This window comes from Pseudomonas sp. CFBP 13719 (assembly GCF_014842095.1).
Classification (GTDB): Bacteria; Pseudomonadota; Gammaproteobacteria; order Pseudomonadales; family Pseudomonadaceae; genus Aquipseudomonas.
Window position 1 is genome coordinate 730,488 of the sequence record NZ_JACYVB010000003.1, and the last position, 24,363, is coordinate 754,850.

General features: G+C 59.4%; 20 protein-coding genes and 2 pseudogenes. 10 read left to right on the forward strand and 12 right to left on the reverse strand.

Features of this window, described 5'->3' with window-relative positions; all coding sequences use genetic code 11:
* Positions 1 to 12 precede the first annotated feature (12 nt).
* From IFT57_RS13585 to IFT57_RS13600, 4 genes and pseudogenes are all read right to left on the reverse strand, one after another.
* A pseudogene (locus tag IFT57_RS13585) lies at positions 13 to 450 on the reverse strand (NUDIX hydrolase); the annotation flags it as partial.
* A 73-nt stretch (positions 451 to 523) separates the two neighbouring features.
* Complete coding sequence (locus tag IFT57_RS13590) at positions 524 to 937, reverse strand: NUDIX hydrolase (RefSeq protein WP_192151724.1); 414 nt, start codon at positions 935 to 937, stop codon at positions 524 to 526.
* 35 nt (positions 938 to 972) lie between these two features.
* Complete coding sequence (locus IFT57_RS13595) at positions 973 to 3,072, reverse strand: TonB-dependent receptor family protein (protein ID WP_192151725.1); 2,100 nt, start codon at positions 3,070 to 3,072, stop codon at positions 973 to 975.
* Positions 3,073 to 3,287: 215 nt separating this feature from the next.
* Positions 3,288 to 4,300 (reverse strand): annotated as a pseudogene (locus tag IFT57_RS13600) (hypothetical protein); the annotation flags it as partial.
* 214 nt (positions 4,301 to 4,514) lie between these two features.
* Here IFT57_RS13600 and IFT57_RS13605 point away from each other — a divergent pair.
* Positions 4,515 to 5,669 (forward strand): MalY/PatB family protein, encoded by a 1,155-nt coding sequence (locus IFT57_RS13605; RefSeq protein ID WP_192151726.1) that lies wholly within the window; start codon positions 4,515 to 4,517, stop codon positions 5,667 to 5,669.
* An 88-nt stretch (positions 5,670 to 5,757) separates the two neighbouring features.
* Here the strand turns inward: IFT57_RS13605 and IFT57_RS13610 are convergent, their stop codons facing one another.
* On the reverse strand, positions 5,758 to 6,462 hold the full coding sequence (locus IFT57_RS13610; protein ID WP_446731201.1) for a DUF72 domain-containing protein: 705 nt from the start codon (positions 6,460 to 6,462) through the stop codon (positions 5,758 to 5,760).
* Between the two features lie 11 nt (positions 6,463 to 6,473).
* Positions 6,474 to 6,899 carry a DNA methylase gene (locus IFT57_RS13615; protein WP_192151728.1) on the reverse strand — a complete coding sequence of 142 codons (426 nt, stop codon included), beginning with the start codon at positions 6,897 to 6,899 and terminating at the stop codon, positions 6,474 to 6,476.
* Between the two features lie 173 nt (positions 6,900 to 7,072).
* On the opposite strand from IFT57_RS13615, the gene IFT57_RS13620 reads away from it, so the two are divergent.
* On the forward strand, positions 7,073 to 9,070 hold the full coding sequence (locus tag IFT57_RS13620; RefSeq protein ID WP_192151729.1) for a peptidase U32 family protein: 1,998 nt from the start codon (positions 7,073 to 7,075) through the stop codon (positions 9,068 to 9,070).
* 2 nt (positions 9,071 to 9,072) lie between these two features.
* On the forward strand, positions 9,073 to 10,191 hold the full coding sequence (locus IFT57_RS13625) for an HPP family protein (RefSeq protein WP_342030351.1): 1,119 nt from the start codon (positions 9,073 to 9,075) through the stop codon (positions 10,189 to 10,191).
* Here IFT57_RS13625 and IFT57_RS13630 read toward each other — a convergent pair.
* Positions 10,188 to 10,424 (reverse strand): hypothetical protein, encoded by a 237-nt coding sequence (locus IFT57_RS13630; protein ID WP_192151731.1) that lies wholly within the window; start codon positions 10,422 to 10,424, stop codon positions 10,188 to 10,190. The two genes, IFT57_RS13625 and IFT57_RS13630, sit on opposite strands and share 4 nt — an antisense overlap.
* Positions 10,425 to 10,638: 214 nt before the next feature.
* On the opposite strand from IFT57_RS13630, the gene IFT57_RS13635 reads away from it, so the two are divergent.
* The 4 genes from IFT57_RS13635 to IFT57_RS13650 all read left to right on the forward strand — a co-directional run bounded on the left by IFT57_RS13635 (position 10,639) and on the right by IFT57_RS13650 (position 15,545).
* Positions 10,639 to 11,331: a type 1 glutamine amidotransferase domain-containing protein gene (locus tag IFT57_RS13635; RefSeq protein ID WP_192151732.1), complete on the forward strand. Its 693-nt coding sequence runs from the start codon at positions 10,639 to 10,641 to the stop codon at positions 11,329 to 11,331.
* Between the two features lie 228 nt (positions 11,332 to 11,559).
* Positions 11,560 to 12,753, forward strand: coding sequence for a heparan-alpha-glucosaminide N-acetyltransferase domain-containing protein (locus IFT57_RS13640; protein WP_192151733.1), 1,194 nt, complete (start codon positions 11,560 to 11,562; stop codon positions 12,751 to 12,753).
* Between the two features lie 214 nt (positions 12,754 to 12,967).
* On the forward strand, positions 12,968 to 15,211 hold the full coding sequence (locus IFT57_RS13645; protein WP_192151734.1) for a putative bifunctional diguanylate cyclase/phosphodiesterase: 2,244 nt from the start codon (positions 12,968 to 12,970) through the stop codon (positions 15,209 to 15,211).
* A gap of 115 nt (positions 15,212 to 15,326) precedes the next feature.
* Complete coding sequence (locus tag IFT57_RS13650) at positions 15,327 to 15,545, forward strand: hypothetical protein (protein WP_192151735.1); 219 nt, start codon at positions 15,327 to 15,329, stop codon at positions 15,543 to 15,545.
* 19 nt (positions 15,546 to 15,564) lie between these two features.
* Here IFT57_RS13650 and IFT57_RS13655 read toward each other — a convergent pair whose 3' ends face one another.
* Genes IFT57_RS13655 through IFT57_RS13670 form a run of 4 tightly spaced genes read right to left on the reverse strand, consistent with a single transcriptional unit; the run spans position 15,565 to position 18,500 of the window.
* Positions 15,565 to 16,440: a transporter substrate-binding domain-containing protein gene (locus IFT57_RS13655; protein ID WP_122715627.1), complete on the reverse strand. Its 876-nt coding sequence runs from the start codon at positions 16,438 to 16,440 to the stop codon at positions 15,565 to 15,567.
* The gene (locus tag IFT57_RS13660) at positions 16,437 to 17,198 is read right to left on the reverse strand and encodes an amino acid ABC transporter ATP-binding protein (protein WP_122797098.1); all 762 of its coding nucleotides are present in this window, start codon (positions 17,196 to 17,198) and stop codon (positions 16,437 to 16,439) included. Before IFT57_RS13660 ends, IFT57_RS13655 begins: the two co-directional genes overlap by 4 nt.
* Positions 17,195 to 17,854, reverse strand: a complete 660-nt coding sequence (locus tag IFT57_RS13665; protein ID WP_192151736.1) for an amino acid ABC transporter permease — start codon at positions 17,852 to 17,854, stop codon at positions 17,195 to 17,197. The genes IFT57_RS13660 and IFT57_RS13665 overlap by 4 nt, the downstream gene beginning before the upstream one ends.
* Entirely contained in the window at positions 17,835 to 18,500 is a 666-nt protein-coding gene (locus tag IFT57_RS13670; RefSeq protein WP_122477583.1) for an amino acid ABC transporter permease, read from the reverse strand. The genes IFT57_RS13665 and IFT57_RS13670 overlap by 20 nt, the downstream gene beginning before the upstream one ends.
* A 395-nt stretch (positions 18,501 to 18,895) precedes the next feature.
* On the opposite strand from IFT57_RS13670, the gene IFT57_RS13675 reads away from it, so the two are divergent.
* On the forward strand, positions 18,896 to 21,067 hold the full coding sequence (locus IFT57_RS13675; RefSeq protein ID WP_192151737.1) for a TonB-dependent siderophore receptor: 2,172 nt from the start codon (positions 18,896 to 18,898) through the stop codon (positions 21,065 to 21,067).
* 79 nt (positions 21,068 to 21,146) lie between these two features.
* On the opposite strand, the gene IFT57_RS13680 is transcribed toward IFT57_RS13675, so the two are convergent.
* The gene (locus IFT57_RS13680; RefSeq protein WP_192151738.1) at positions 21,147 to 21,326 is read right to left on the reverse strand and encodes a hypothetical protein; all 180 of its coding nucleotides are present in this window, start codon (positions 21,324 to 21,326) and stop codon (positions 21,147 to 21,149) included.
* Between the two features lie 1,846 nt (positions 21,327 to 23,172).
* Here IFT57_RS13680 and IFT57_RS13685 point away from each other — a divergent pair.
* Together IFT57_RS13685 and IFT57_RS13690 are read left to right on the forward strand one after the other, a co-directional pair.
* A complete protein-coding gene (locus IFT57_RS13685) occupies positions 23,173 to 23,862 on the forward strand; it encodes a S1 family peptidase (RefSeq protein ID WP_192151739.1) in 690 nt (229 codons plus the stop codon).
* Positions 23,855 to 24,301 carry a hypothetical protein gene (locus IFT57_RS13690; protein WP_192151740.1) on the forward strand — a complete coding sequence of 149 codons (447 nt, stop codon included), beginning with the start codon at positions 23,855 to 23,857 and terminating at the stop codon, positions 24,299 to 24,301. Before IFT57_RS13685 ends, IFT57_RS13690 begins: the two co-directional genes overlap by 8 nt.
* Positions 24,302 to 24,363: the final 62 nt, after the last annotated feature.

The following is a 24,363-nucleotide window of genomic DNA, read 5'->3' on the forward strand; positions in this document are numbered from 1 at the left end:
GGCCGCGCTGTCGGACTTCGAAAGCAACTCTTTCAGGTTCTCGGGCCATACGGTTTCTTGCGTAGACTGGAGCTCGTCAGCAGACCACCAGCGACACTCGGCAACGACTTCGACTGCCTGCGGGGTCCACCCTTCACGAGACAGCTCCTGCAGTAGGACGCGTACGGCAAAATACTGCTCCAAGCCAAGTACATATTCTCCATCAGGCATCTGCATCACAAAATCCCGCTCGGCGACAACAGGACCTGCCGTCACAACGTGAATTCCGGTTTCCTCGTGTAGCTCCCGTATTGCCGCCGACGCGAAGGATTCACCTTCCTCGACGCCACCGCCTGGCGTGGCCCAATAGTCCTGCCCCGCCAACGGTCCGGCCGTATGGTGAAACCTGAAAAGAAGAACCCTCCCTTCTGGATCTATCACCAACCAGCGCGCTGCCTTGCGCTCTCGCATGTCATCCTCTCTCTCTGCTGTAACTGCGTTAAATCCTGCAGACGGTGTGTGCTGAGCCTACAGATCCCAGAAATCATTCGCGACAGGTTTCGACCGCCAACCGGCTACGCAATAAATGCAGTGCGTCTCTGAAAGTCTTATGCCATCGCTCATCGGGCTGGCTGGCAAGCCGGTGCCAGAAAAAACGAAAACGATGTCCTTGGTCGTCCTGACAATAATGCACCCAGTGATCCGCAAGTTCACCAATGGCTTCGCATTGATGAAACATCCATATCTCACTGGTGCCTGTGTACTGCCAAGTACCCAAGTCAAGCACCACCCTTGCTCGAATGCCCGCCTCTTCGAACAATTCGCGACAAGCCGCCGCGGCCGAAGTCTCACCCTCCTCTACGGTCCCTTTCACCAACTGCAGCCCTGCTAGAGGGTGCTCGAAGGCGAGAACCTCCAAGCCTTCTCTATAGCGGATGACCACCGGGCAAGCCTTCATTCGAGTCCCTCATGCATCGTCAAAGCAGGGCCCTATCAAAACCGAAACGCAACGCCAGTCGTGACATTGAACGCATCCCCCGGGTAGAAATTGGCCGAATCCTGCCCGCGGGCGTCGTAGGTGGTGTTGGCTGCGGTGGCGTAGCGTTCGTCGGTCAGGTTGCGCATGTCCAGGAACACGTCCCAGCGTTTGCTCGGAGCTTCGAAGCCTACGCGGGCGCCGAGGATGGTGTAGGACGGCGCGCTGAAACTGTTGGCGTAGTCGATGAAGTAACTGGAGGCCGAACGCAGGTTGAGTTGGGCGTAGAAGCCTCCGGCTTGCTGGTACTGAAGCTCGGCCTGGTACACGTGGCGTGGCAGGCTGGGCAGTTCGTTGCCGCCGAAGGTGTTGTCGTGGCGATAGTAGAAATCGTTGAAGGTGTAGGCTTGGCGCAGGTTCAGCGTATCGCCGTTGTCGCCTTCCCACAGCAGTGCATTCAAGCCCGCCTCGACGCCTTGGTGAATGGTTGGGCTGGCGTTGGACGAAGCCACCAGTTGGTCTTGATTGGCCGAGGCCTGACGCACCACCACGGACAGAATCTCGTCATCGATCCACGAGCGATAGAAGGTCAGACTGCCATCGAAAATCCCGGCACTGGCACGCACGCCCAGCTCGGCGGTGGTGGCCTTCTGGGGTTTCACGTCGCGTATGAACGGCGAGCCGGTGCTGCCCAGCTGCCAGGTCACGGGCGGGTCGATGGAGCGGCTGACGTTGCCGAACAGCTGGATGTCTGGAGTCAGTTCATAACGCAGGCCCAGCCGCGGCGCGGTGTCCCATTCGGAGTAGTTCACGCCATCGGGAAACTCGCTGGTGTTCACCCCGGTGGTGTATTCGATCTCGGCCTTGCGCTTGATGTTGATGAACGAAAGCCCCGTGGACAGCCAGGTTCTGTCGTTGAGCTGCAACTCGTTGCCCAGCGCCAGCACGCTGTCGCGCGAGCCGGTGTACTTTGTGTACTGCAACAGTTGCCCGGTGCTGCGGCTGTGGGATTTGACATCGCCCAGGTAAGCCAGGGTATTGCTGAAAGTGACGCTGCTGTCGCTGGGCAGGCCGAACAGTTCATCGTGGGCGCGGCGATAACGCAGCACTACGCTGGTGTCCTTGGAGCGCCAGTCCTGAGGCGAGACCGAATACCGCCAGCCGTTGAGCAACGGGTAGTCGTTGTAACCCAGGCCCACTTCCAGGGTCGAGTCGTCGTCGAACCTGTAGGTGGTGTTGCTGCCCAGCAAAGTCGTGCCATCCTTCTTGCGACCAGTGGGGACGTCATTGCTGCGCGGATCGTGCTTGAGCTGCGCTCGGGTCAGGGTGTTGCCATTGGTGAGCTGTTCTTCGCGGTAGCGCAGGAAGAAACGCGTTTCCAGTTTGGGGCTGAACACATGGCCGAAGTTGGCGATCAGGTCGCGGCCCTTGTTGGCCGTATTGTCTTGATAGCCGTCGCGTTCGTTGTGCAGCACGCTGACGTAGTAGTCGCTGTCGCCGACCACGCCACCGGTACTCAGTTGCTGCTTGCGGTAGCCGAAACTGCCGACTTCGAACCGTGCGTAGTTGCCTGGGGACGTGCGTCCGGTACGGCTGACGAAGTTGATCGCGCCACCCAGCGACAGCGCCGTGTGCTTGAAGGCGTTGGCGCCGTACAGCACTTCGGTGTGATCGACTGCGGCCATGTTCAGCAGGTCTTCCTGAGTCCCGCCCGGCCCGGTGATCGGCAGTCCGTCGTAGAGGAATTTGATGCCCAGGGCATAGCCTTGATAGAAGGTATTCAAACCTGAACCGCGAATCGAAATCTTGTTGGCACCGGTGCCACTGGTGGCCTGCGCGAACACGCCCGGTTGTAGCGCAAGTACGTCTTCGGCGTTGGAAGCGCGGCCTTTCTCGACTTCTTTCATGTCGACGACTGCGGTGGTACCGGGGGTTTTGTCCAGCTCGACCTTGGCCTTTTGCGCCTCGCTGCGCGCCGCGCCTGTTACTACCACCGTGGACAGCTGAGTATCCTCCGCATGGGCCAAGCCCAAACTGGTGGCAGTGAACAATGCAACGCTGCTCGATACAAAAGCGCGATATGAACCACTGGGCTTGCGGCCCGATGTTGAAACCATGAATGAAGCTCCTGAACGCTACGAAAAGAGAAGGAGCCTCTATTCGTATAGTCGCGCTCGCAGGGGGCTTCAGCAGCTATCGTGCCAATCCAAATAAGGCGAACACTGGGCATCTAGGCAGCATCGGCGCTGTGAAGTGATACAACTTGTCGTCCAGATGTTGATAGACGAACAGCTGATTGCAGGCTTGAAATGATATGGAAATGAAAAAGCCNACCTTGGCAGGTGGCTGAGTGCGACGACCCAGTACACCGGCACCGGCCGATACCAGACCCGAGATCACCAGGGTGATCAGCAGGATCCAGGCGCCTTGCGAAACACGCTTGGCGGCCACTTCGGCAGCTTCACGGGCTTTCTGCTCGGCTTGAGCTTTCAGCTCTTGATACTTGGCGTAAGCCTGACGGTAGCTGGCCTGAGCCTGATCGACGATCTGGTTGGCTTCGGCGTCGGTCTTGTTGCCACGAGCCTTGATCAGATTGACCAGTGCTTGACGGTCGGCAGCATCCCAAGCCTGGTCACCCTTGGCCTTGATGCGGTCCATCAGACCACCCAACTGGTTGTCGGCTTGCTGAGGATTCTCGGCGCTGCGCTGAGCAGTGTTCTGAGCATCCTGCTGAGTAGCCTGAGCTTCCTGCTTGACGTTGTCGGGGTTCAGTTCGGCTTTGCCGGTCTGACGCATGGCCAACTCGATTTCACCCTGGATATCGTCCAGGTTGAAGTCGATGCCCTGTGCGCGCAGTTGATCCTGGATCTTGTCGCCCAGCGCTGGAGCTACTTGGGCGATACCGCTACCCAGCGCCGACATGCCGCTGCCGGCCAGGTTCAGGCCGCCACGGACGACACCGGTGACTGCACTGGACACCAGGTAGACGGTGATCAGCGAAACACTTGCCCATACCAGCAGACCGTGGAAAGCGCCTTCGCGCTGTGCCAGACGACCTGCAGCCCAACCACCTACGAACAGCGAAATGACGGCGCTCACGACCACCCAGATGCCGGCACCGGTGCCAATCCCGGACAGCGGATTGGCTTCCTGCATCGGATCGATGGTGGCCGTACCGATGGCCGTGCCCAGCAGATTCAACAACAGCGAAACAACCATGGCCAGTACGACACCGGCCAGAATGGCACTCCACGAAATTCGCTTGAGCAACGGCGCGGTCGTGGCATGGTCATGGTAGACCGGGGTGGTGTAGCCGTCTGGAGCGATACGGTCATCGCGGATCATGATGGTATTCCTTGGGGTCAATGGCAGGGCGGGTACAAGCACCCGCTTACTGCAATGACCCAGGCGCAAGTGAAAAAGTTTGAAAAAAACCCTGAATATCTTTTTACGTACGAATGTGCCATATCGTCCGCCATCGGTAGCCTGCCACCTTTGCGCTGAGTAATATGCCGCCACAAGCCCTTCAATTTTCACGTATTGCAGCCCCGAGCACATGATGAGCACAGACCTGGACACGCTGTTCGACCGCACCGGCACCAGCAGCACCAAATGGAGCCGCTACCCGGAAGACGTACTGCCCATGTGGGTGGCCGACATGGATTTCGCTGCGCCACCAGCAGTCATCGAACGGCTGCAGGCGCGCCTGGCGCACCCTGTTCTGGGTTACAGCATGCCGTCCGAAGCGCTGCGTCAGGTGCTGGTCGATTACCTGCGCGATCACTATGACTGGCAGGTGCAGACGCAGGACATCGTGGTCCTGCCCGGCGTCGTGCCCGGGGTCAACATGGCCCTGCATGGTCTGGTAGACGAAGGCGCCGGCGTGGTGGTGCACACGCCAAACTACCCACCGCTGCGCGAAGCGGCCGGGCACTGGAAGATGCGCAGCATCGAAGTCCCGCTGACCGCCGATGCGCAAGGTGAATGGTCCTGCGACCCACACCGCCTGCAACAGGCGCTGGGCGACAGCGCAGCGTTCATCCTCAGCAATCCACACAATCCGCTGGGCAAGACTTATTCGCGCGACGAACTCCAGGCCATCGCCGACACCTGTGTAGCGCAGAATGTGTTGATCATCAGCGACGAGATCCATGCCGACCTGCAGTTCGACGGCCGCCGTCATGTCCCGATTGCCTCGCTGTCGCCTGAGATCGCCGAGCGCACCATCACCCTCATGTCAGCCAGCAAGACGTATAACGTGGCTGGGTTGAAGACGGCCTTCGCGGTGATCCAGAATGCTGAATTGCGCGCGCGCTTCGATGCCGCGCGGGTGGGCATGGTCGACAGCGTCAATCCGCTGGGCATGGAGGCCACTCACGCCGCGTATGCGCAGCCGGGCGAGTGGCTGCAACAGCTGAAAACCTACCTGCAGGACAACCGCGACTATCTGCTGGAAACGATTCGCGCGCGCCTGCCGGGCATCGTCGTCCATGCGCCGCAAAGTACCTACCTGGCCTGGCTGGACTGCTCGGCCCTGGGCCTGGACAACCCGCAGCGCTTTTTCCTTCAGCAGGCACGCGTGGGGTTGAGCGCCGGCACGGATTTCGGTGCAGGCCTGGAACAGTTCGTACGGCTCAATTTCGGCTGCCCGCGCTCGCTGCTGACCGAAGGCCTCGCCCGCATCGAACGCAGCCTGCAAAACCGCCCCCTGTAGCAGCCGCATCCGAGCCCACCGCCCCCTGTAGCAGCGGCGCAAGCCGCGTCCGGCTTCAACGCGTTTACCCAGACACACCGCAGCACCGTTAAGGCGGATACCGCGTATCCAACGCATTGGCGAGCGCGGCACCCGAGGCGGTGTTGTCGAACACACACCAGACCTCGGCGTCAGCGGTGGCCTCCGCCAGAAGCACGCGCAAGCGTGAGAGATACTCGGCGTCGTACGCGTCGTGGTAGATGCGCGGCGAGCCATGCAGCCGCCAATATCGGAAGCCGCGCCAGCCACCGGGGGTGGGGTCGGTGGCTATACGCGAAGGATCGACAGCCGCCTGCGCAATACGCTGCGCCTGCAGCAGCAGCTCGGCCTCGACCCAGGAAAGGTGACGAGGCTCGACCACCACCGGCCCGACAAATCGCTCGCGCAGGCAAGTGAAAAAGTCCTCGGCAACCTGAGCGTCGAACACCAGCGAAGGGGGCAACTGCACCAGCAGGCAGCCGAGTTTGTCGCCAAGCTGTTCGCACTGCGACAGAAATTCGTCCAAGGCCGCGGCGCACTTTTCAAGCCGTTGAACATGAGTGATCTGTTTCGGCACCTTGACCGAGAAACGGAAATCATCGGGCACCGAAGCCGCCCATCGCGCATAGGTCTGCGGCCGGTGAGGACGGTAGAACGAGCTGTTTATTTCGACACAGCTCAACTTCGACGCATAGCGCTGCAGATGGGTACCGTCAGGCGCGAAGCGCTCGGCATATTCGCGTGGCAGACTCCAGCCGGCGCAGCCTACCCGTATGCAGTGACTGTTCAAAACAGTACCCCGCCCGCCTCACGCATGAAAATCTCGACGGTTTTGGGCCCTACACCCTCGAACGCTTCCAGCTTGCGTTCGAAGTCGTGACGATCGGTGCTCGCCGCGCGCATCTCACCGATCGTACCGCCATACTCGGTTTGCAGCTTTTTCGCCAAGGCGCTCAAGCGCGTAGCGGTACTCTCGTCATAGCGCACGTAATGCGCCTCGCCCAGCATGGCCACCAAGTCGCGGTGCGTGCAGTTACCCAGCTTGCGTGGCGTGTCGCGGCCATGTTTTTCGACCAGCACACGATAGGCTTCTACGGCAATGTCCGCCTGGATGCGCTTGCCCATCATAAAGCTGGCGAGCAGCCATTTGAACAGGCCGTTGTCGTCGCGAATGTCGATGCCCAGAGCCTGGGCGGTGATGTGCTTGCTCATCGGCAGTATCCTCCATTGCCAGCGGCACGGGCGCTGCCCGGTAGACGCCAGCCCAGGCCGCCGGTTCGATTGGTCTGCATGGACGGACAGGGCTGCGACGCGCGGACCGTGCCGTCCCGCTCATTCGCCGCTACAATGGCGGCCTTGACCGTGATGACTCAGACCAGAAAAACATGTCCCTGCCCAAGCACCACCTCGAACTGCTCAGCCCTGCACGCGACGTCGCCATCGCCCGCGAGGCCATCCTGCACGGCGCCGATGCCATCTACATAGGCGGCCCCAGCTTCGGCGCGCGTCACAACGCCAGCAACGAGCTAAGCGACATCGCCGAGTTGGTAACCTTCGCTCGCCGCTACCATGCGCGGGTGTTCACCACGCTCAACACCATCCTGCACGACAACGAACTGGAGCCGGCCCGCAAGCTGATCCATCAGTTGTATGACGCCGGCGTGGACGCCTTGATCGTGCAGGACCTGGGCGTGATGGAACTGGACATCCCGCCAATCGAGCTACACGCGAGCACCCAGACCGACATCCGCACCCTGGCTCGGGCCAGGTTTCTCGACCAGGCCGGGTTCTCTCAACTGGTGCTGGCGCGCGAACTGGACCTGAGTGAAATCCGCGCGATTGCCGCGGAAACCGACGCGGCCATCGAGTTCTTCATTCACGGCGCCCTGTGCGTGGCCTTCTCCGGTCAATGCAACATCTCCCATGCGCACACCGGGCGCAGCGCCAACCGTGGCGACTGCTCCCAGGCCTGCCGCCTGCCCTACACCCTCAAGGATGACCAGGGTCGCGTGGTGGCTTATGAAAAACACCTGCTGTCGATGAAAGACAACAACCAGAGCGCCAACATTCGTGCGCTGGTCGAAGCCGGCGTGCGTTCGTTCAAGATCGAGGGCCGCTACAAGGACATGGGCTATGTGAAGAACATCACTGCCTACTACCGCCAGCGCCTCGACGACGTATTGGAAGACCGCCCGGACCTGGCCCGCGCCTCCAGCGGCCGCACTGCGCACTTTTTCATACCAGACCCGGACAAGACTTTTCACCGCGGCAGCACGGATTATTTCGTCAGCGAGCGCAAGATCGACATCGGCGCGTTCGACTCGCCAACCTTCACCGGTCTGCCGGTGGGACTGGTAGAGAAAGTCGGCAAGCGCGACATGCTGGTGGTCAGCGAGCAGCCACTGTCCAACGGCGATGGCTTGAACGTGCTGGTCAAGCGCGAAGTCGTGGGTTTTCGCGCCAACATCGCCGAGCTGAAGGGTGAGTTCGAGGAAGACGGTCAAAAGCGCTACCGCTATCGCGTCGAACCCAACGAAATGCCTGCAGGGCTGTTCCAGCTACGGCCCAACCACCCGCTCAACCGCAACCTGGACCACAACTGGCAGCAGGCGCTGCAGAAGACGTCCGCCGAGCGACGCGTCGGTTTGGCCTGGCTCGCTCAGCTGACCGAGCAGCGCCTGCAACTGACCGCTACCAGCGAGGAAGGTGTGCGCGTGGACGTTGCGCTGGAAGGCCCGTTCGGCCCGGCCAACAAACCCGAGCAGGCCCTGGAGCAGCTGCATGATCTGCTGGGGCAACTGGGCACCACCCAGTACCATGCGACGGCCATCGAACTGGATGCGCCGCAGGCGTTTTTCATTCCCAACTCGCAGCTCAAGGCGTTGCGCCGCGAGGCCATCGAGGCGCTGACTGCCGCGCGTGTCCAGGCCCATCCACGTGGCAGCCGCAAGGCCGAAACGACCCCGCCGCCGGTTTATCCGGAATCGCACCTGTCGTTCCTGGCCAACGTGTACAACCAGAAGGCCCGCGACTTCTACCTTCGGCACGGGGTCGAGCTGATCGACGCCGCGTACGAGGCCCATGAAGAACTGGGCGAAGTGCCGGTGATGATCACCAAACACTGCCTGCGTTTCTCGTTCAACCTGTGCCCCAAGCAGGCCAAGGGGGTGACAGGCGTGAAAACCAAGGTCGCGCCCATGCAGCTGATTCACGGCGATGAAGTGTTGACGCTCAAGTTCGACTGCAAACCGTGCGAGATGCATGTGATCGGCAAGATGAAGGGGCATATCCTCGACCTGCCGTTGCCCGGTAGCGGGGTCCATGTGGTCGGTCAGATCAGCCCGCAGGACTTGATGAAGACCATCCGCCGCGCCCCGCATTGACAGTGTCACGACTGCGCGCACTCTGGCCCAGCCGCCAGCCGATCAACGCTCGAGAAAAATGGCGCGCCTGCATTGGCGCCGCATTGGGCGTGCTGGTGGTCTGCGCCATTGCGGCGCTGGGTCTGCAAGGGCACTGGGCCGCCGAACACGGCGCGTTGGGGCTGGCCATCGTGGCGCCCATCGGTGCCAGTGCGGTGCTGGTGTTTGCGCTCCCCGCGAGCCCCTTGGCACAGCCGTGGTCGGTGGCGGGCGGCAACACCCTGAGCGCGCTGGTGGGCATTGCTTGCGTCAAATGGGTCCCTGATCCAACGCTGGCGGCAGCCCTCGCGGTGGGCCTGGCGATCGCGCTGATGCTCGCTGCCCGCTGCCTGCACCCACCCGGCGGCGCGGCGGCCCTGCTCATGGTGGTGATGGGCTGCGAGCAGTTCACCTACGCGGTGAATCCAGTCCTCATCGATTCGCTGCTGCTGGTCGCCGCCGGGCTGATCTACAACAACCTGACGCGTCGGCCATGGCCTCATGTACCCGCCACCAGCACGCCGTCCAACCCCAGCCGTTTCAGCCATGCCGACCTCGACGCCGCACTGGTGCACTACAACCAGGTGCTGGACGTTGACAGAAATGATCTGCAGGCCCTGCTCGAGCACGCCGAGGCATCGGCGTACCAGCGCAACATGGGTGAGCTGCGCTGCGCCGAAGTCATGAGCCGCGAACCGATCACCGCTCGCCAGGAAATGCCGCTGCGCGATGCCTGGGCGCTGATGCGCAAGCACAGGATCAAGGCACTGCCGGTCATCGACCGACAGCGTCATCTGGTGGGCATCGTCACGGTGGCCGATTTCATGCAGCAACTGGATCTGGATGCCCATGACGGCGTCGCCTGGCACCTGCGTGCCCTCCTGCGACCCCGCCGGAACCAGCCGACGACGAGCATCGTCGGGCAGATCATGACCCGTTCGGTACGGGTAGCCAGCGCGGACAGACTGCTGACCGAGCTGGTGCCGGTGTTCTCGGAAAATGGCCATCGACACATCCCGATCATCGACAGCGAACGTCACCTGGTCGGCATCATCACCCAGTCCGATCTGATCCGCGCGCTGTACCGGGCCGTGAGGGCCTAAGGCACGGCGCCTTCGACCACTTCGATGTCGGTCAGCCCCATCCGCGCCGCCTGCTCAAGAACCTGCTCATCGGTGTCCTCGGCGGTCGGCATCACCAGGCTGTTTTCACCGTCGCCGAAATGCAATTGCAACAGATGCATCACGATACTGTGAAGGCTCTGCTCGACCTCGGCCGGTGGGGTCCAACTGCGCGGGGCGCCGTTGAACAGGTATCGAACGGTTGCGATTGCCATTGGCCAAATCCTCTCGGTAGTGGGCGCGCGCCCTTTCTGGAAGGCCGCAAAGGGTCAGTCCTGAAGGAAATGACTGGACTGATGCGTCAGCGTTCCATCCGGCTCCAAGCGTACCCGACGCGGATTGTCTTGAACGTCTGCGGCCAGGTGCTTTCTGAAAACAGAACCGGGCAATGCGATGCGTTGCGTCCCCACACCTGCAGGAGAAGTTTGCATGAAGATCTTGATGGTTCTGACGTCCCACGATCAATTGGGCGATACCGGCAAGAAAACCGGCTTCTGGCTGGAAGAATTCGCTGCACCCTACTACGCCTTCGTCGATGCCGGCGCCGAAGTGACCCTCGTCTCGCCCAAGGGTGGCCAGCCACCGCTGGACCCCAAGAGCGACGAGCCGGATGCGCAGACCGATGCCACCCGACGCTTCGCCCAGGATACACAGGCTCAAAAAATGTTGGCTGATACCTTTCCCCTTGGCGAGGCCGACCCTTACGACTTCGATGCCGTGTTCTATCCAGGCGGCCACGGACCGCTGTGGGACCTGGCCGAAGACAACGATTCGAAGACGATCATCGAAGCCTTCTACGCCGCCAACAAACCTGTTGCGGCTGTGTGTCATGCACCCGGGGTGTTCAAGAACGTCAAGTCGCCCGATGGCGATTCCATCGTCAAGGGCAAGAAGGTCACCGGCTTCACCAACTCCGAAGAAGATGCAGTCGGTTTGACGGACGTCGTGCCGTTCCTGGTTGAAGATATGCTCAAGGCCAACGGCGGCGAATATTCCAAAGGGCCGGATTGGGGCAGCTACGTGGTCGAGGACGGCCATCTGATTACTGGCCAGAACCCGGCTTCCTCCGAAGCCGCTGCCAAAGCGCTGATCAAGCGCCTGCAACAGGAAGAAAGCGCCTAACCGCGTTACCCCCCTTCGCGGCCTATGAGCGCTCCCACGAACCGTACGCCCTTCCCCCTGTAGGAGCGGTCCGCGGCCGCGAAGGGCCTCAACCGATAAACCTGACACACCGCGCCGCCCCTTCGCGGCCGGTGCAGCTCCCAGACTGTGAACGGCGGCAATAATTATTCTAAAGCCACATGTTATATCGTAACATACGCATCCCGATCTATTCACGGATGCCATCCCATGGCCGATGCCGCCGCTTCCCCCCACTTCCAGGAAACTCTCTCCACGGTCACTGCCGCTTCACGCACCCGCATGCTCGCAATCGACGCACTGCGCGGCCTGGTCATGCTGTTCATGCTGGTAGACCATGTCCGAGAAACCTTCTTCCTGCATGTTCAGGTCAGCGACCCCATGGACCCGGTGAACACGCCCCCCGAGCTGTTCTTCACGCGTATCAGCAGCATGGTCTGCGCGCCCGTGTTCGTCTTTCTCACCGGCCTCTCTGCCTGGCTGTACGGGCAGTCTCACAGCCCTCGGGAAGTGTCGATATTCCTGTTGAAACGCGGCCTGTTCCTGGTTTTCCTCGAACTCACCCTGGTCAACTTTGCCTGGAACGCGACACTGGTTCCGACCACCCTGTGGCTGCAAGTGATCTGGGCTATCGGCCTGAGCATGATCGCACTGGCGGCACTCATTCACATGCCGCGCACCGTCCTGGCGATCGTGGGCGCAGTCATCGTCGCCGGGCACAATCTGCTGGACGGCATCGTCCTGACCGCCGACTCGCCATTTTTTGAGATCTGGTCGATCCTGCACCAGCGCGCGTTTCTGGAAATCACCGAATACACCCGCGCCCGCACCACCTACCCCATCCTTCCGTGGATCGGCCTGATTGCCCTGGGCTATTGCGCCGGCCCTTGGTTCGCCCGCGGCGCCGACCCGGCTCGACGCCAGCGTCTGCTACTCAATTGGGGTATCGGCCTGATCCTGGGCTTCATCGCCATTCGCTATCTCAATGGCTACGGCGAAAAACCCTGGAGCGTGCTGGACGACAACGTGCGTACTTTCATGAGCTTCATGTCGCTGACCAAATACCCGCCGTCGCTGCTGTACCTGATGCCGACCATGGGCGCAGGCTTGCTGCTGCTTGCGTTGTTCCAGCGCCTCGAAGGTCGCAAAGCGCTCGAGGTGCTGTCGCGCTACGGTGGCGCACCGATGTTTTTCTACGTGCTGCACCTGCTGGTGCTCAAGGCGATGTACCTGCTCGCCGTGCAGATCTGGGGCTTGAACCAAGGCAAGTACTACGGCTTCGACAGCCTGGGCGGGATCTGGCTGTGGACTACGCTGTTGGCCATTGCCCTGTACTTTCCCACCCGCTGGTTCGCGCAACTCAAGCAGCGGCGCCGCGACATCAGCTGGCTGAAGTATTTCTGAGCGAACTTGAGTCGCGCACGCGTTACCGCTGGAACCGTGTAGACGACCGTTGATCGCCACCCTGCTCTCTTGCGCCGATATTTGAACGCACAGATGCACTTTAAGGACTCCGGGGCAGTCCGACCGGAAGGCGTAGTATCACTATCACAATGATGTCAAAATGACATCGAGTGACAGGAGGTCGCCGTTTCTCGTCCTTGTCTGGGTCCTTCACATGCTCGCAGCTGTCCCTGAAAAAGATTCAAAGCACACTGCTCTTCAAGGTCTGGTTCAGGCGGCAGCGGCCATCACCCACTGTTGCGGCGGCCTGCTCATCGAAGGCGCACCCGGCGCCTGGCGCGTGACTGCCGCCTTTGGCACCACGCGTGAAGTGCCCGTCGACGCCGCCACCGAGTCCTGGTTGCGCATGCTGATGTCCTACGGCGACGTGGTCGACATTGGCGACGGTTCGCCTTTCATCCACTCGATCCCGGATTTCCTCGGCTCGCTGGCTGACACGTACCGCGTATGCATCGCCGTCAAAGACCACAGCGACGCGCTCGTCGGTATCGTTCTGTTGGCGCTGACGCCGCCGTTCAAGTTGCTTAGCCCCGCGCAGATCTACGCACTCAAGACCCATTCCGTTGCCCTTTACCACCCTGCACCGTCGCTGCTGGTCCCCACCAGCACCGGGCCTGCGGGGGTGATCGAGCGTCTGCGCCTGCTCGAGTCGGTGGTGGTGCATGCCAAGGATGCGATCCTGATCACCGAGGCGGAGCCGATCGACCAGCCCGGCCCGCGGATCGTCTACTGCAACCCGGCGTTCTTGGCGACCACCGGTTTCAGCCTACAAGAAATCGTCGGCAAGACGCCGCGCATTCTGCAGTGCGAGGAAACCGATCGCGGCACCCTGGACCAGATCCGCAGCGCCCTGTCCAAATGGCAGCCGATCGAAGTCGAACTGATCAACACGCGCCGTGACGGTACCCGTTTCTGGGTGCAACTGAGCATCGTGCCAGTTGCCAACGAAAAAGGCTGGTTCACCCACTGGGTGTCCGTGCAGCGTGATATCACCGAGCGCAAGGAAGCCGAAGAAAGCCTCAAGCAAGCTCAGATCGACCGCGAGGAACAGGTAGCGCTGCGCTCACGCCTGGTGGAGCGTGAACGGATTCAGGAAGAGCTGACCTACGCCGCCTTCCATGACGACCTGACCCGGCTGAAGAACCGCGCCTACTTCATGGCGAAGATTCAGGAAGTGTTCAACCTTGACCATGCCGAGCGCGAAGCGGCTGTGCTGTACATGGACCTGGATCGCTTCAAATACATCAACGACGGCATGGGCCACCGTGCCGGTGACATCCTGCTGCAGATCGTGGCGCAGCGGCTGGAGTCCTGCCTTAACGGCAACGCCGTGCTGGCGCGCATCGGCGGCGACGAGTTCGCCATCCTCCACACCGGCAATGACTCCAAGCACGCTGCGATAGAGACCGCGCAACGGGTCATCCAGGCGCTTGGAGTCGCCGTCGACGTCGAGGGCCAGGCGATCTTCACCTCCTGCAGCGTCGGCATCGTCACACTCGACGCCGCCCACACCAGCGCCGAAGATCTGGTCCGCGATGCCGACGTCGCCATGTACGCGGCAAAGAAACGAGGCCAAGGCAAATGGACCTTGTTCGACCTGTCCATGCGCCAAGCGGCGGTCGACCTGCTGCTGATGCGCAACGCGCTCAAGCACGCCTTGGCGCGAGAAGAGTTCTACCTGGTCTACCAGCCAATCTTTGCCGCCCGCTCGCGCCGCATCGAAGGCGTCGAAGCGCTGGTCCGCTGGCAGCACCCCGTGCTCGGCAACGTGCCGCCCGACGTGTTCATCGCAGTCGCGGAAGACATCGGCATCATTCATGAAATGGGCCGCTGGGTCATGCAGACCGCCTGTGCCGAGCTCAAGCGCTGGAACGCCAACGCGGCTTGCACACTGAAGCTCAACGTCAACGTCTCGGGTGCCGAGCTCAACCATGTCGGGTTCGTGGCGAAGGTCGCGGAAATACTGAAAGACACCTCCTTCAGCGCCCACAACCTGCAGATCGAAATCACCGAATCGGTCTTCCTCAACGAACCGGAAACCGTGGCCATCGCCCTCGCCGATTTGCGCGAGCTGGGCGTGCACATTGCGCTGGACGACTTCGGCACCGGCTACAGCTCGCTGGGCTACATCGACCGCTACCCGATCGACTCGATCAAGATCGACCGCTCGTTCGTCACGCGCATGATGACCCACAGACGCACTATCGCCATCGTCACCAGCATCCTGTCGCTGGGCAGCGCCCTGGATGTCGACATCGTCGCCGAAGGCGTGGAAACCCAGGACCAGTTGGACCGGCTGCAGGCATTGGGCTGCCCGTTCGTCCAGGGCTACCTGCTCAGCCCGCCCCTGCGCGGCGAGGAAATGAAGCAGTTGATGGCAGCGCGCGACGATACCTGAAAGCTACCGCGCGCCTGATCACATCAGGCTCGCGGCGGTGAAGGCGTGTTCGCAGGTGGATAGCTTTTGAAGGCGGATCGAAGCTAAGCTGCGCGCTCTACGGAAGGAGTCTGGAATGAAAACACTGTCTGCACTATTGATCCTGGGCGTACTGAGCGGCTGTGCCTCCTACAGCGACCGAGACACCGGCGAAGGCGGTCGCGAGATCGGCAGCAAGGGCTACACGGTGCGCTGTGACGCCACGCCCGCTAATCAACCTGGCTGCTATTCTCCGCCGCCCTCCTATTCTTGGAATTTCATGAAGAATTTCCATCTCAAGCTTGGGCAGAACTGATCCGCAAGATCGGCCGCCTTCACGGCTTCCAGCGACCCCCCTCCACGATAACCAGATTAGGGTCGGTGTCCGCTGGCAAGTCCTTGCGCACGTACTGGTCATAGAGCTTGAGCAGGGCTTTCTCTTCACCCAGCTTGGCCAATTCGTCGTTCACCCAATCGCGCAGCTCGGTGTTGCCTTTCTTCACGGCCGGTGCGATAGGCGCCTCATCGCCCAGCTTCTGGGCGAGTACGCGGTAACCGGGGTTCTGTTTGGCCCAGTTGAACAGCACGAGGTTGTCCTGGGCATAGGCGTCGCCGCGGCCGCTGGCCAGGGCTTGCAGTGATTCGGAGTTCTTTTCGAACTTGAGCAGCTTCCAATCAGGGTGATTCTTGGTCAACCACAGATCGGCCGTGGTGCCGGTGGTGACGATGGTGGTCTTGTCGGCCAGGTCATCGAGCTTCTGTACGCTGCTGCCGTCCGCCACCAACGCCTGCACGGCGACACGCAGGTTCGGGTTGGTGAAGTCCACCGCCTGGCTACGCTCGGGTGTCACGGTCATGTTGGCCAGGATCAGGTCGACCTTGTCGCTCTGCAGAAACGGGATGCGGCTGGCCGGCTCGACGCTGACGAACTCGATTTTCTTCTCGTCACCCAGCAGGTCCTTGGCGAAGCGCTTGCCCAGGTCGGTGTCGAACCCGACGTATTCGCCTTGCTCATTGACGAAACCAAAGGGCGGTTTGTCGCTGAACACCCCAACGATCAGCTTGTCGCGGGCCTTGATGGTTTCCAGGTAGCTGGTGGCAGGTTTCGCCGTCGCGGCTGGGGTGGAGGCCTTGGGTTCGGCCGGTTTGTCGCAACCGGCCAGCAATCCAAGGGCGAGTACGGGTAGAACCAGGGCAGTTTTGAAGTTCACGATGCTTTCCTTTTCGGCATGTTTTCTACGTAGGAAAACCTTTCCAGGAACTGCTGCGCGCGTGCGGTCTGCGGGGCGCTGAAGAAGGTTTCGGGATCGTTCTGTTCCGCGATACGGCCGCGGTCCATGAACAGAATGCGGTCGGCCACCGCGCGGGCGAAGGCCATTTCGTGGGTAACGATGAGCATGGTCATGCCGCCCTGCGCCAGGTCGAGGATCACCTCGAGGACTTCCTTGACCATTTCCGGATCCAGCGCAGCGGTGACTTCGTCGAACAGCATGACCTTGGGGTTCATGCACAGTGCCCGCACAATGGCGATCCGTTGCTGCTGGCCGCCCGACAGCTCGCGGGGGTAGGCGTTGGCGCGTTCGGCCAGGCCAACCCGAGCCAGCAGCGCCTCGGCCTGCTGCCGCGCTTCCCGGGCATCGCGCTTCTGCACTTGCAGCGGCCCCAGCAGCACGTTCTGCAGCACGGTCATGTGAGGAAACAGGTGGTAGCTCTGAAACACCATGCCGATCTGCTGACGCACGCGGCGCCAGTCGGCATTGGCAGGCAGCAACTGCCCATCGAAAGTGAAGGTACCGCTGTGGCCCAGTTCCAGGCCGTTCAAGCAGCGCAGCAAGGTGCTCTTGCCGCAGCCGCTGGGGCCCAGGATCACCACCACCTCGCCTTCGGTCACCCGCAGATCGATGTCAGTCAGCACCGGTGTATCGGCGAATTTCTTGCTGAAGCTTGCGAGTTCGATCAATGCGCTCATGCGTGATTCCAGCGCCGTTCAAGCACGCGGGAAGCGGCCGACAGCGGATAGCAGACGATAAAAAAGAAGACAAACAGAAAGCCGTAGATCAGCACCGACTCGTAGGTGCGCTCGATGATCTGCTGGCCCACCTTGGTGATGTCGACAACGCCGATCAGCACCGCCAGCGAACTGGTTTTGAGCAAACGGGTGCAGACGTTGATGACCGGCGGCGTGAGGCGCTTGAGCGCCTGGGGCAGCAATACCCGACCGTACAACTGGCCCAGGCCCAGGCCGATGGCCAGTCCTGCCTCGCGCTGCCCGCGGGGTATGGAGCGCAGCGCGCCACGCACGACTTCGCCAATCTCGCTGGCGCCCCACAGCGACAACACCAGCACTGCGCACCAGAACGCAGGCAGGCTGAGGCCGAAGAAGATCGGCAGGCCAAAGAAGAACAGGTACAACCAGACCAGTACCGGAATGGCGCGAAACAGCTCCAGGTAGACCCTCAGCGGCACGTCCAGCCAGCGCTTGCCCAGGCTGCGCAGCACGCCATAGAACAGGCCGCCGACACTGCTGAACAGGATCGCAAGCGCGGAAATACCCAAGGTGCGACCGGCCCCGGTCAGCAGTTGAGGTGCCGATACCCAGAGCAGCTCAAGACCCGAACTGGCCATGTTGGAGCCTCCTTTCCAGCAGGCCCAGCAGCAACGACAGCGGCAAGAACAACAGCACGCACAACCCGGTCATCACTGCCAGCATCTCGTAGGTCTTGTAATACAGAGCGATGTAACTCTTGGTGGTGTAGAGAATTTCCGGCACGGCAACGGCCGACACCACCGTGGTCTCCTTGAGCAGGAACACGAAGTTGGCGAACAGCGCAGGCAAGCTGAGAATGCCTGCCTGGGGCAGCACTACATGGCGCAACAGCTGCCAGCGCGACAGACCGATGGACAGGCCAGACTCGATCTGCGACTTGGGCACCGCTTCGATGCCCGCGCGCAGTATTTCGGTCAGGTACGCACCTCCCATGAACGTCATGGCAATGACCGCCGCCGCGAAACCGGAAATCCGCACGCCCAGAGCGGGTAAGGCGAAGTAGATGAAGAACAGCTGAATCAGCAGCGGCGTATTCCGCGCAAGCTCGACGTACAGCGGCACGAGCCGATGCAGCACCGGGACCCGGAACGTGGCGATGGCCGCGTTGAGCACCGCGACGGCGAGTGAGCTCAGGATGGCGATCAAGCCGACTTGCAAAGTGACCCCCACGGCGCGCGCAAAAGCGGGAAGCGTGGACAACGCGAACGCGTAGTCGAAGGTCATCGGTTGACCTCCAGACGTGTTGAAACAGATAAAGCGGACATCGGAAAGCGCCTGCGTCTGGCTTGCGGTCGCTGAGTGTAATCGACCGTTTTCAATCCAATTAATACTGAATAAACATAAGCTTAGACGGTGATCGTCAGGCCGCTCTTGCGTGGCGGACTTGACGGTCATGATCGCCACTAGCGCTTGTAGTGACAGTTCAAGAGGGGCAATGCGAGGCGCCCTGCTCTCGGGTCGAGCATCTAAGGGGTGTAGCTTTCCAACAGATATTCCCAACAAAATATGAATAATAACCATTCCTATTTGTTACAGTTCTGCTTGTGCTGATCGTCGAGACGGAGGCGCGGCCTGATTTCGTCCTTCAGGCAAACAACGTTTAACGCACAGGAGTCCCCATGCCGGCAAAAAAAATCTTTGCCTATCACCCGCTGACACTGGCGATGCTACTCAGTGGCCTGCCACTGAGCACGGCCTACGCCGCCGACAGCGCCAGCGCTGCCATATCCAACGCCACCCTGGAGCTGCAGGAAACCACCATCGATGCCCAGGCCCTGGAAAACCCGACTGGCCGGATCCGTGGACCTGTGGCGACTCGCAGCACCAGCGCAAGCAAGGCCGACTCGGCGATCAAGGATATTCCTCAGTCGATTTCGGTCATCACCCGCGACGAGATGGACAACCGCAAGACCGACACCTTGGCCGAGGCCTTGAGCTACACGCCAGGCGTGATCGCGCAGCCAGGCGGGTTCAGCCGTGTAGCCGACGACTTCGTGATCCGTGGCTTCAACGTCGGTTCAGGCACCGGCGGCATTCTGCGCGACGGGATGAAACTGCAAGGCAGCGTGTATGACGGAGGCATCGAACCCTACGGCCTGGAGCGCGTGGAAGTGGTCAAGGGTGCTTCTTCTGTGTTGTACGGCCAACTGTCGCCGGGCGGTCTGCTCAACACCATCACCAAGCGCCCGACCGACACGCCCCTGCATGAAGTCAATGTCGAATACGGCAGCCATGCGCGCAAACAGTACAGCTTCGACCTAGGCGGCCCGATCGACGACGCCGGACAGTTCTCCTATCGCCTGACCGGCCTTTGGCGCGACAGTGGCACCCAGACCACCGATACCGACGACGACCGCCGCTACATCGCACCCGCCTTCACCTGGCGCCCGAACGACAGCACCTCGCTGACGGTCCTGGCCAACTATCAGGAAACCCGTACCGGCTTTGCACCACCGCTGGATTTCGACCTGATTACCTCGTCCAGCACTCGCTACCCCAAGGTCGACCGCGACCTGTTCACCGGCGAGCGCGGCTTCGATCACTACAACAACTACTCGACCAGTCTGGGCTACCTGTTCGAACACGATTTCACACCCGACTTGAAAATCCGCCATTCGCTACGCCACTTCGAGGCGGACCTGAGCTGGGACTACATGCAGATAGCTGATACCGGCAGCGCCGCCCTGCGCAACCGAGGCCAGCTGGCGCGCCGACCTAGCATCCGCCGCGAGCGCTCAGAAGGCTGGACCAGCGACAACAACGTGCAATGGACCCTCGACAGCGGCCGCTGGCAGCACGTCCTGCTGGCGGGCGTGGACTACTACCACAAGATCTACGACTCTCATCGCTTCGCTGGCGCCAACTCCATGTTCAGTCCGGCCAATCCGGTGTACGGCGCTGCGACCAACGTCACAACTGCCAACACCGGCTCGGACCTGCACAGCGCTCAGACCGGCGTCTACCTGCAAGACCAGATCAAGTTCGACGACAAGTGGATTCTACTGCTGGGCGGTCGTCAGGATTGGGCCGAAAGCCGAACCTACAGCTTCGCCACTGGCGCTCGCACGCCGCGCGATGACAAGAAAGCCACCGGCCGTGTCGGCCTGGTCTACCAGGCGGACAACGGGCTGGCGCCTTATGTCAGCTGGAGCCAGTCGTTCCTGCCGGCCAACGTCTTCAACGCCAACGCCAACACCTCGTTCGATCCGACCGAGGGCGAGCAGTACGAGATCGGTGTGCGCTACACCCCGCCCGGTACCACAGCGCTGCTGAGCGCCGCGGTCTACGACCTCAAGCAGAAAAACTCCCTGAGCACCGACCTCACCGGCAACAGCGTGCAGTTCGGTGAAACCCGCTCACGCGGTGTGGAGCTTGAGGCGAAAGCGGAGATCACCACGAACCTGAGCGCCACTGCGTCGTACACCTACACCGACGCGAAGATCACCGACGATGCGGTGTCCACCCGCATAGGTACGCGCATCGACGGCGTGCCGTATCACATCGCCAACCTGTGGGCCGACTACCGCTTGACTGCCTTGGGCCTGCCTCAGGTCGTGGTCGGCGGCGGCGCCCGCTACATGGGCACCAGCCGTACGTCCAGCTCGGACGCCAACGAGAAGGTCTCCGCCTACACCCTGTTCGACGCGAAAGTCACCTATGAAGTCGACAAGAACTGGACCGTGGCCATGAAGGCGCAAAACGTCGCCAACGAGAAGTACCTGTTCTGCAACGTCTCGTGCCGCTACGGCGACGAGCGAGCGCTGATCGGTTCGGTCAACTATCGCTGGTAAGGGCTGATCAGTGACACGTCGACCAGCCTCTTTGGTTGGTATCAAGTTCGCCTGGTAGATTGGGCTTTGTATCTGTCACTCACTGGAAACGAAGAACACAGGTGTACGGCACACATGCCTCTTTGAACCGGGCGTTGATTTCTTCCAGGCTCAAGGTCAAGTCAGTGTCTATGCCAGACAGACGTTCGATGGCCAGGCGTTCAGAACGCAGATCCTCAAGGTCATCCTGCAGCGCTTGATAAGCGACCTGTTTTCGCACGAACGACCGAGTGTCTTGGTAGACTTGTCTCCCGTCACGTTTCCTACGGAGCCGACCTGCATAGCAAACACCTCGCCAGCCCGTTTTCGTCCTCGAATAACGGCCCCGGCGAAAGTGGTTAAGGTCATTGTACGGTGGTAAAACTTACTACTCACCCCACGAAAACGTCCGAAAACGCCCGAAAACTGGTACAAAACGCGCAGAGTAAAATGGTACAGAATGTAGCTGAAACGCCCGCCAAGCCTGGCCTGGAGCCCTCCCGCCGCTTCAGCGTGGCGCCCATGATGGATTGGACGTACTAATTTTACAGGCCCCTGAATACGGGGCCTAACAGCCTTCTCCTGTCTCTCCGTACCACTTTTGTACCATCACCGCCCGACGCAAGCTTCTCTGCTGGCCTGGCCACCACATCGTTCCGCTCGCATCGCAAGTGGCTGTCGCTCCAATCCATCAGCGGTCCCCTCTTTCGCCTGATACCGAACCAAACCAATGCCGTTGACCCGGCTTTGCATTGCGCGGACGAGAGATGGCTTCATGGTTTGGGGGGGCAGAAAAAGAGTAACTTCGGTAACACTCCCGATGAAAAAGCCTTTAAATCATTGAAATATATAGCTTTTTCGAAAAATGCAAAGAGTAACATTTGAGTGATATTGAAGTAATCTGATTACTCCCCATAAGCGTTTTTTCACTAGATAAAAAATCTATACAGATCATATACTTATGAAAATATTACGTTTCAGGTTACAGGTTTGTTACTCCTTTCTGTAATCCCGGAATCCACGGAAGGCATGGCTTCCAGGTCTTCCAGAGCTGCTGATTACTGAAATTACTCATTTTCGAGCCCTACCCCCCATCGCCATCCAAGTGAGTGCCACAGGCCTCGGTTGATAACGCTACTCGGCGCAGGTTTCTGCAGGGGGCCAGTACCCGCTCAAACTATGACCCCAACCCACACAGCCACTGGCGGCAGAGGATCCGCAGGGCCGCAGCCAAAGCGACCCATTTAGCCCGCAGGCGAGGTGGGGGGACGACGGCGCGCTGACGTTGATCGGCCAATCTTGGCGGAGCACCTTTCAACCCGATCAATACTTATAGCGACCGATATAACAAGCGACCGTCTTGGATCATCAGCATCTATACGAGAGGCAACTGAGGACATACTCAGCATCTGAGGCCTTCATACAGGAAGCCGTTCTCTTGCGTTCGATGTATTTTTAGGGAATAGGCACTGTGTGTTTATTACCCATAGAGGTGACATAGTAAACTTACGACCACACGGTCTTTGAGAACGCAGTCGCGCAACAACAACAATAGGAGCCGTAAATACTAGACGGGCAATTTATGATCGGTTTGACTGTTGGTCAACATATGGCGACGCGGCTAAGTTGGCGCACGAAGCAAAGGTCCTCGCTCAGACCTGGAGCGAACGCGAACATCTGTCCGCAATGGCCAGCGATATGAAACCGGCAACTCTGCCAAAAAAATAATAAACGAGTCAACACGAATGAGAAGCTAGGGGCATTAAGAGTGTGACTTTTAAATTCCTTTAATAAATATCTAATCCAGAAACTATGCAACCTTAGCCTCGCATCTTAAATATATGTGCTTAAGCTTTTTTTAAAAGCCTAACACTTCAGATAGCACATTAATGTGCAGACGCTCGAACACACGGAACACATACTGACTTCATAACAATTAAATTTGCGGATTTTAGCCTCTTAGACTATCCTGAGACATGGAAAGGCGTTGCAGCACGTGTCAATAAACTAAAAAAGCAAACATTCACACCTTAGAAATTAAATTGCGCAAGCAAAACATCGAAGTTAACATTCAAAGGAGATTTTTTATGCTTCAAAGAGTCGCCCAACAATACGGAAATATAACGTCTATGCTTGTCACACTCGACAAGCACAACAAAAGCTATAACTTTATCGCTTCGGCATTTGCATGCGGCACAGCTGGCTACTTCCTAACATCCGCCCATACAATTAAGCCCCATGACAATCTTGGAATCATGATAAGTCGTGAAATAAATACATTCCAAACAACCAAAGCCGAAAGTTTAGAAGGGTTCGCGGTTACCCTTGTAGGGTTTGACCCGATCAACGATGTAGCCTTACTCAAAGCCAATGAAAAACTTGATTTTAACATGCCCTCCCCTTCAGCTTTTTTAGGTGATGAAACAGCTATTAAAGTCGGAACAAGCATAGGATACTTGGGCTACCCATATGGATCACAGGGATTAGAGACTGTCAAAATCTCATCTTCTATAATTAGCTCTAAAATCCTGACTTCAAACGGGACCAGAGCGTTGCAATTGGACTCATCCGTCAACGATGGTAATAGCGGCGGACCGTTAATCGACATTGCGTCAGGCAAAATTATCGGCATAATTACCGGCCGATATAGTCCGTCGGGACCCACACCTGTTGCGTTTATCGGAGGTGTTCCGCTTGGGCAGGATAGCAACATTTCCTACGCGGTTGGCATCAGCTACGCCGTAGATCTGATGAAAGATGAGGGCATCTATGTTTGATTTTGATAAAGCCGAATTCGAGGAGGTCATCGCGAAGCACATTCCTCAAAGTAAACGCGCCTTGATTACTAGCGCATTAGACAGCAGCGAGCAATACCTAGAAATTTTAGGTCAACAATTGAGCGGGGATAGCGCCACCAATACATTTATGGTTGTCACAGCGCGCAGAACAGCTTCAACAACAAGCGTTTGGCAAGCAGTTAAGTCTGAAATTTTTGATTTTTTCTGCACCGAATCGGCTTCTTACACGAAAGAACGAAAAGGTGGGGAAAGCGTATTAAATAAAACTATTCACGCCATAACGCTAATAGTTGCGACAAAGTTTCACATTGGACTTGCCGTTGTATCTCCAATTGTAACTATTGGCTTAATGCTTGCTCTTAAAGTTGGGAAAAATGTGTGGTGCGATTTATCAGGGTATCCAGCTGCCTCTTCATAGACGGAGACAGAGCTAAACCTTATATTAGCTAGCAAGAGCCATCAAGAGCTAATTCTTATGTA

Excerpts from the sequence above, each read along its gene's own strand:
- IFT57_RS13645 (WP_192151734.1), top strand. The coding sequence starts at position 12,968 with ATGCTCGCAGCTGTCCCTGAAAAAGATTCAAAGCACACTGCTCTTCAA.
- IFT57_RS13595 (WP_192151725.1), bottom strand. The coding sequence starts at position 3,072 with ATGGTTTCAACATCGGGCCGCAAGCCCAGTGGTTCATATCGCGCTTTT.
- IFT57_RS13660 (WP_122797098.1), bottom strand. The coding sequence starts at position 17,198 with ATGAGCGCATTGATCGAACTCGCAAGCTTCAGCAAGAAATTCGCCGAT.
- IFT57_RS13590 (WP_192151724.1), bottom strand. The coding sequence starts at position 937 with ATGAAGGCTTGCCCGGTGGTCATCCGCTATAGAGAAGGCTTGGAGGTT.
- IFT57_RS13690 (WP_192151740.1), top strand. The coding sequence starts at position 23,855 with ATGTTTGATTTTGATAAAGCCGAATTCGAGGAGGTCATCGCGAAGCAC.
- IFT57_RS13605 (WP_192151726.1), top strand. The coding sequence starts at position 4,515 with ATGAGCACAGACCTGGACACGCTGTTCGACCGCACCGGCACCAGCAGC.
- IFT57_RS13670 (WP_122477583.1), bottom strand. The coding sequence starts at position 18,500 with ATGACCTTCGACTACGCGTTCGCGTTGTCCACGCTTCCCGCTTTTGCG.
- IFT57_RS13620 (WP_192151729.1), top strand. The coding sequence starts at position 7,073 with ATGTCCCTGCCCAAGCACCACCTCGAACTGCTCAGCCCTGCACGCGAC.
- IFT57_RS13675 (WP_192151737.1), top strand. The coding sequence starts at position 18,896 with ATGCCGGCAAAAAAAATCTTTGCCTATCACCCGCTGACACTGGCGATG.
- IFT57_RS13685 (WP_192151739.1), top strand. The coding sequence starts at position 23,173 with ATGCTTCAAAGAGTCGCCCAACAATACGGAAATATAACGTCTATGCTT.
- IFT57_RS13615 (WP_192151728.1), bottom strand. The coding sequence starts at position 6,899 with ATGAGCAAGCACATCACCGCCCAGGCTCTGGGCATCGACATTCGCGAC.
- IFT57_RS13630 (WP_192151731.1), bottom strand. The coding sequence starts at position 10,424 with ATGGCAATCGCAACCGTTCGATACCTGTTCAACGGCGCCCCGCGCAGT.
- IFT57_RS13665 (WP_192151736.1), bottom strand. The coding sequence starts at position 17,854 with ATGGCCAGTTCGGGTCTTGAGCTGCTCTGGGTATCGGCACCTCAACTG.
- IFT57_RS13650 (WP_192151735.1), top strand. The coding sequence starts at position 15,327 with ATGAAAACACTGTCTGCACTATTGATCCTGGGCGTACTGAGCGGCTGT.
- IFT57_RS13635 (WP_192151732.1), top strand. The coding sequence starts at position 10,639 with ATGAAGATCTTGATGGTTCTGACGTCCCACGATCAATTGGGCGATACC.
- IFT57_RS13640 (WP_192151733.1), top strand. The coding sequence starts at position 11,560 with ATGGCCGATGCCGCCGCTTCCCCCCACTTCCAGGAAACTCTCTCCACG.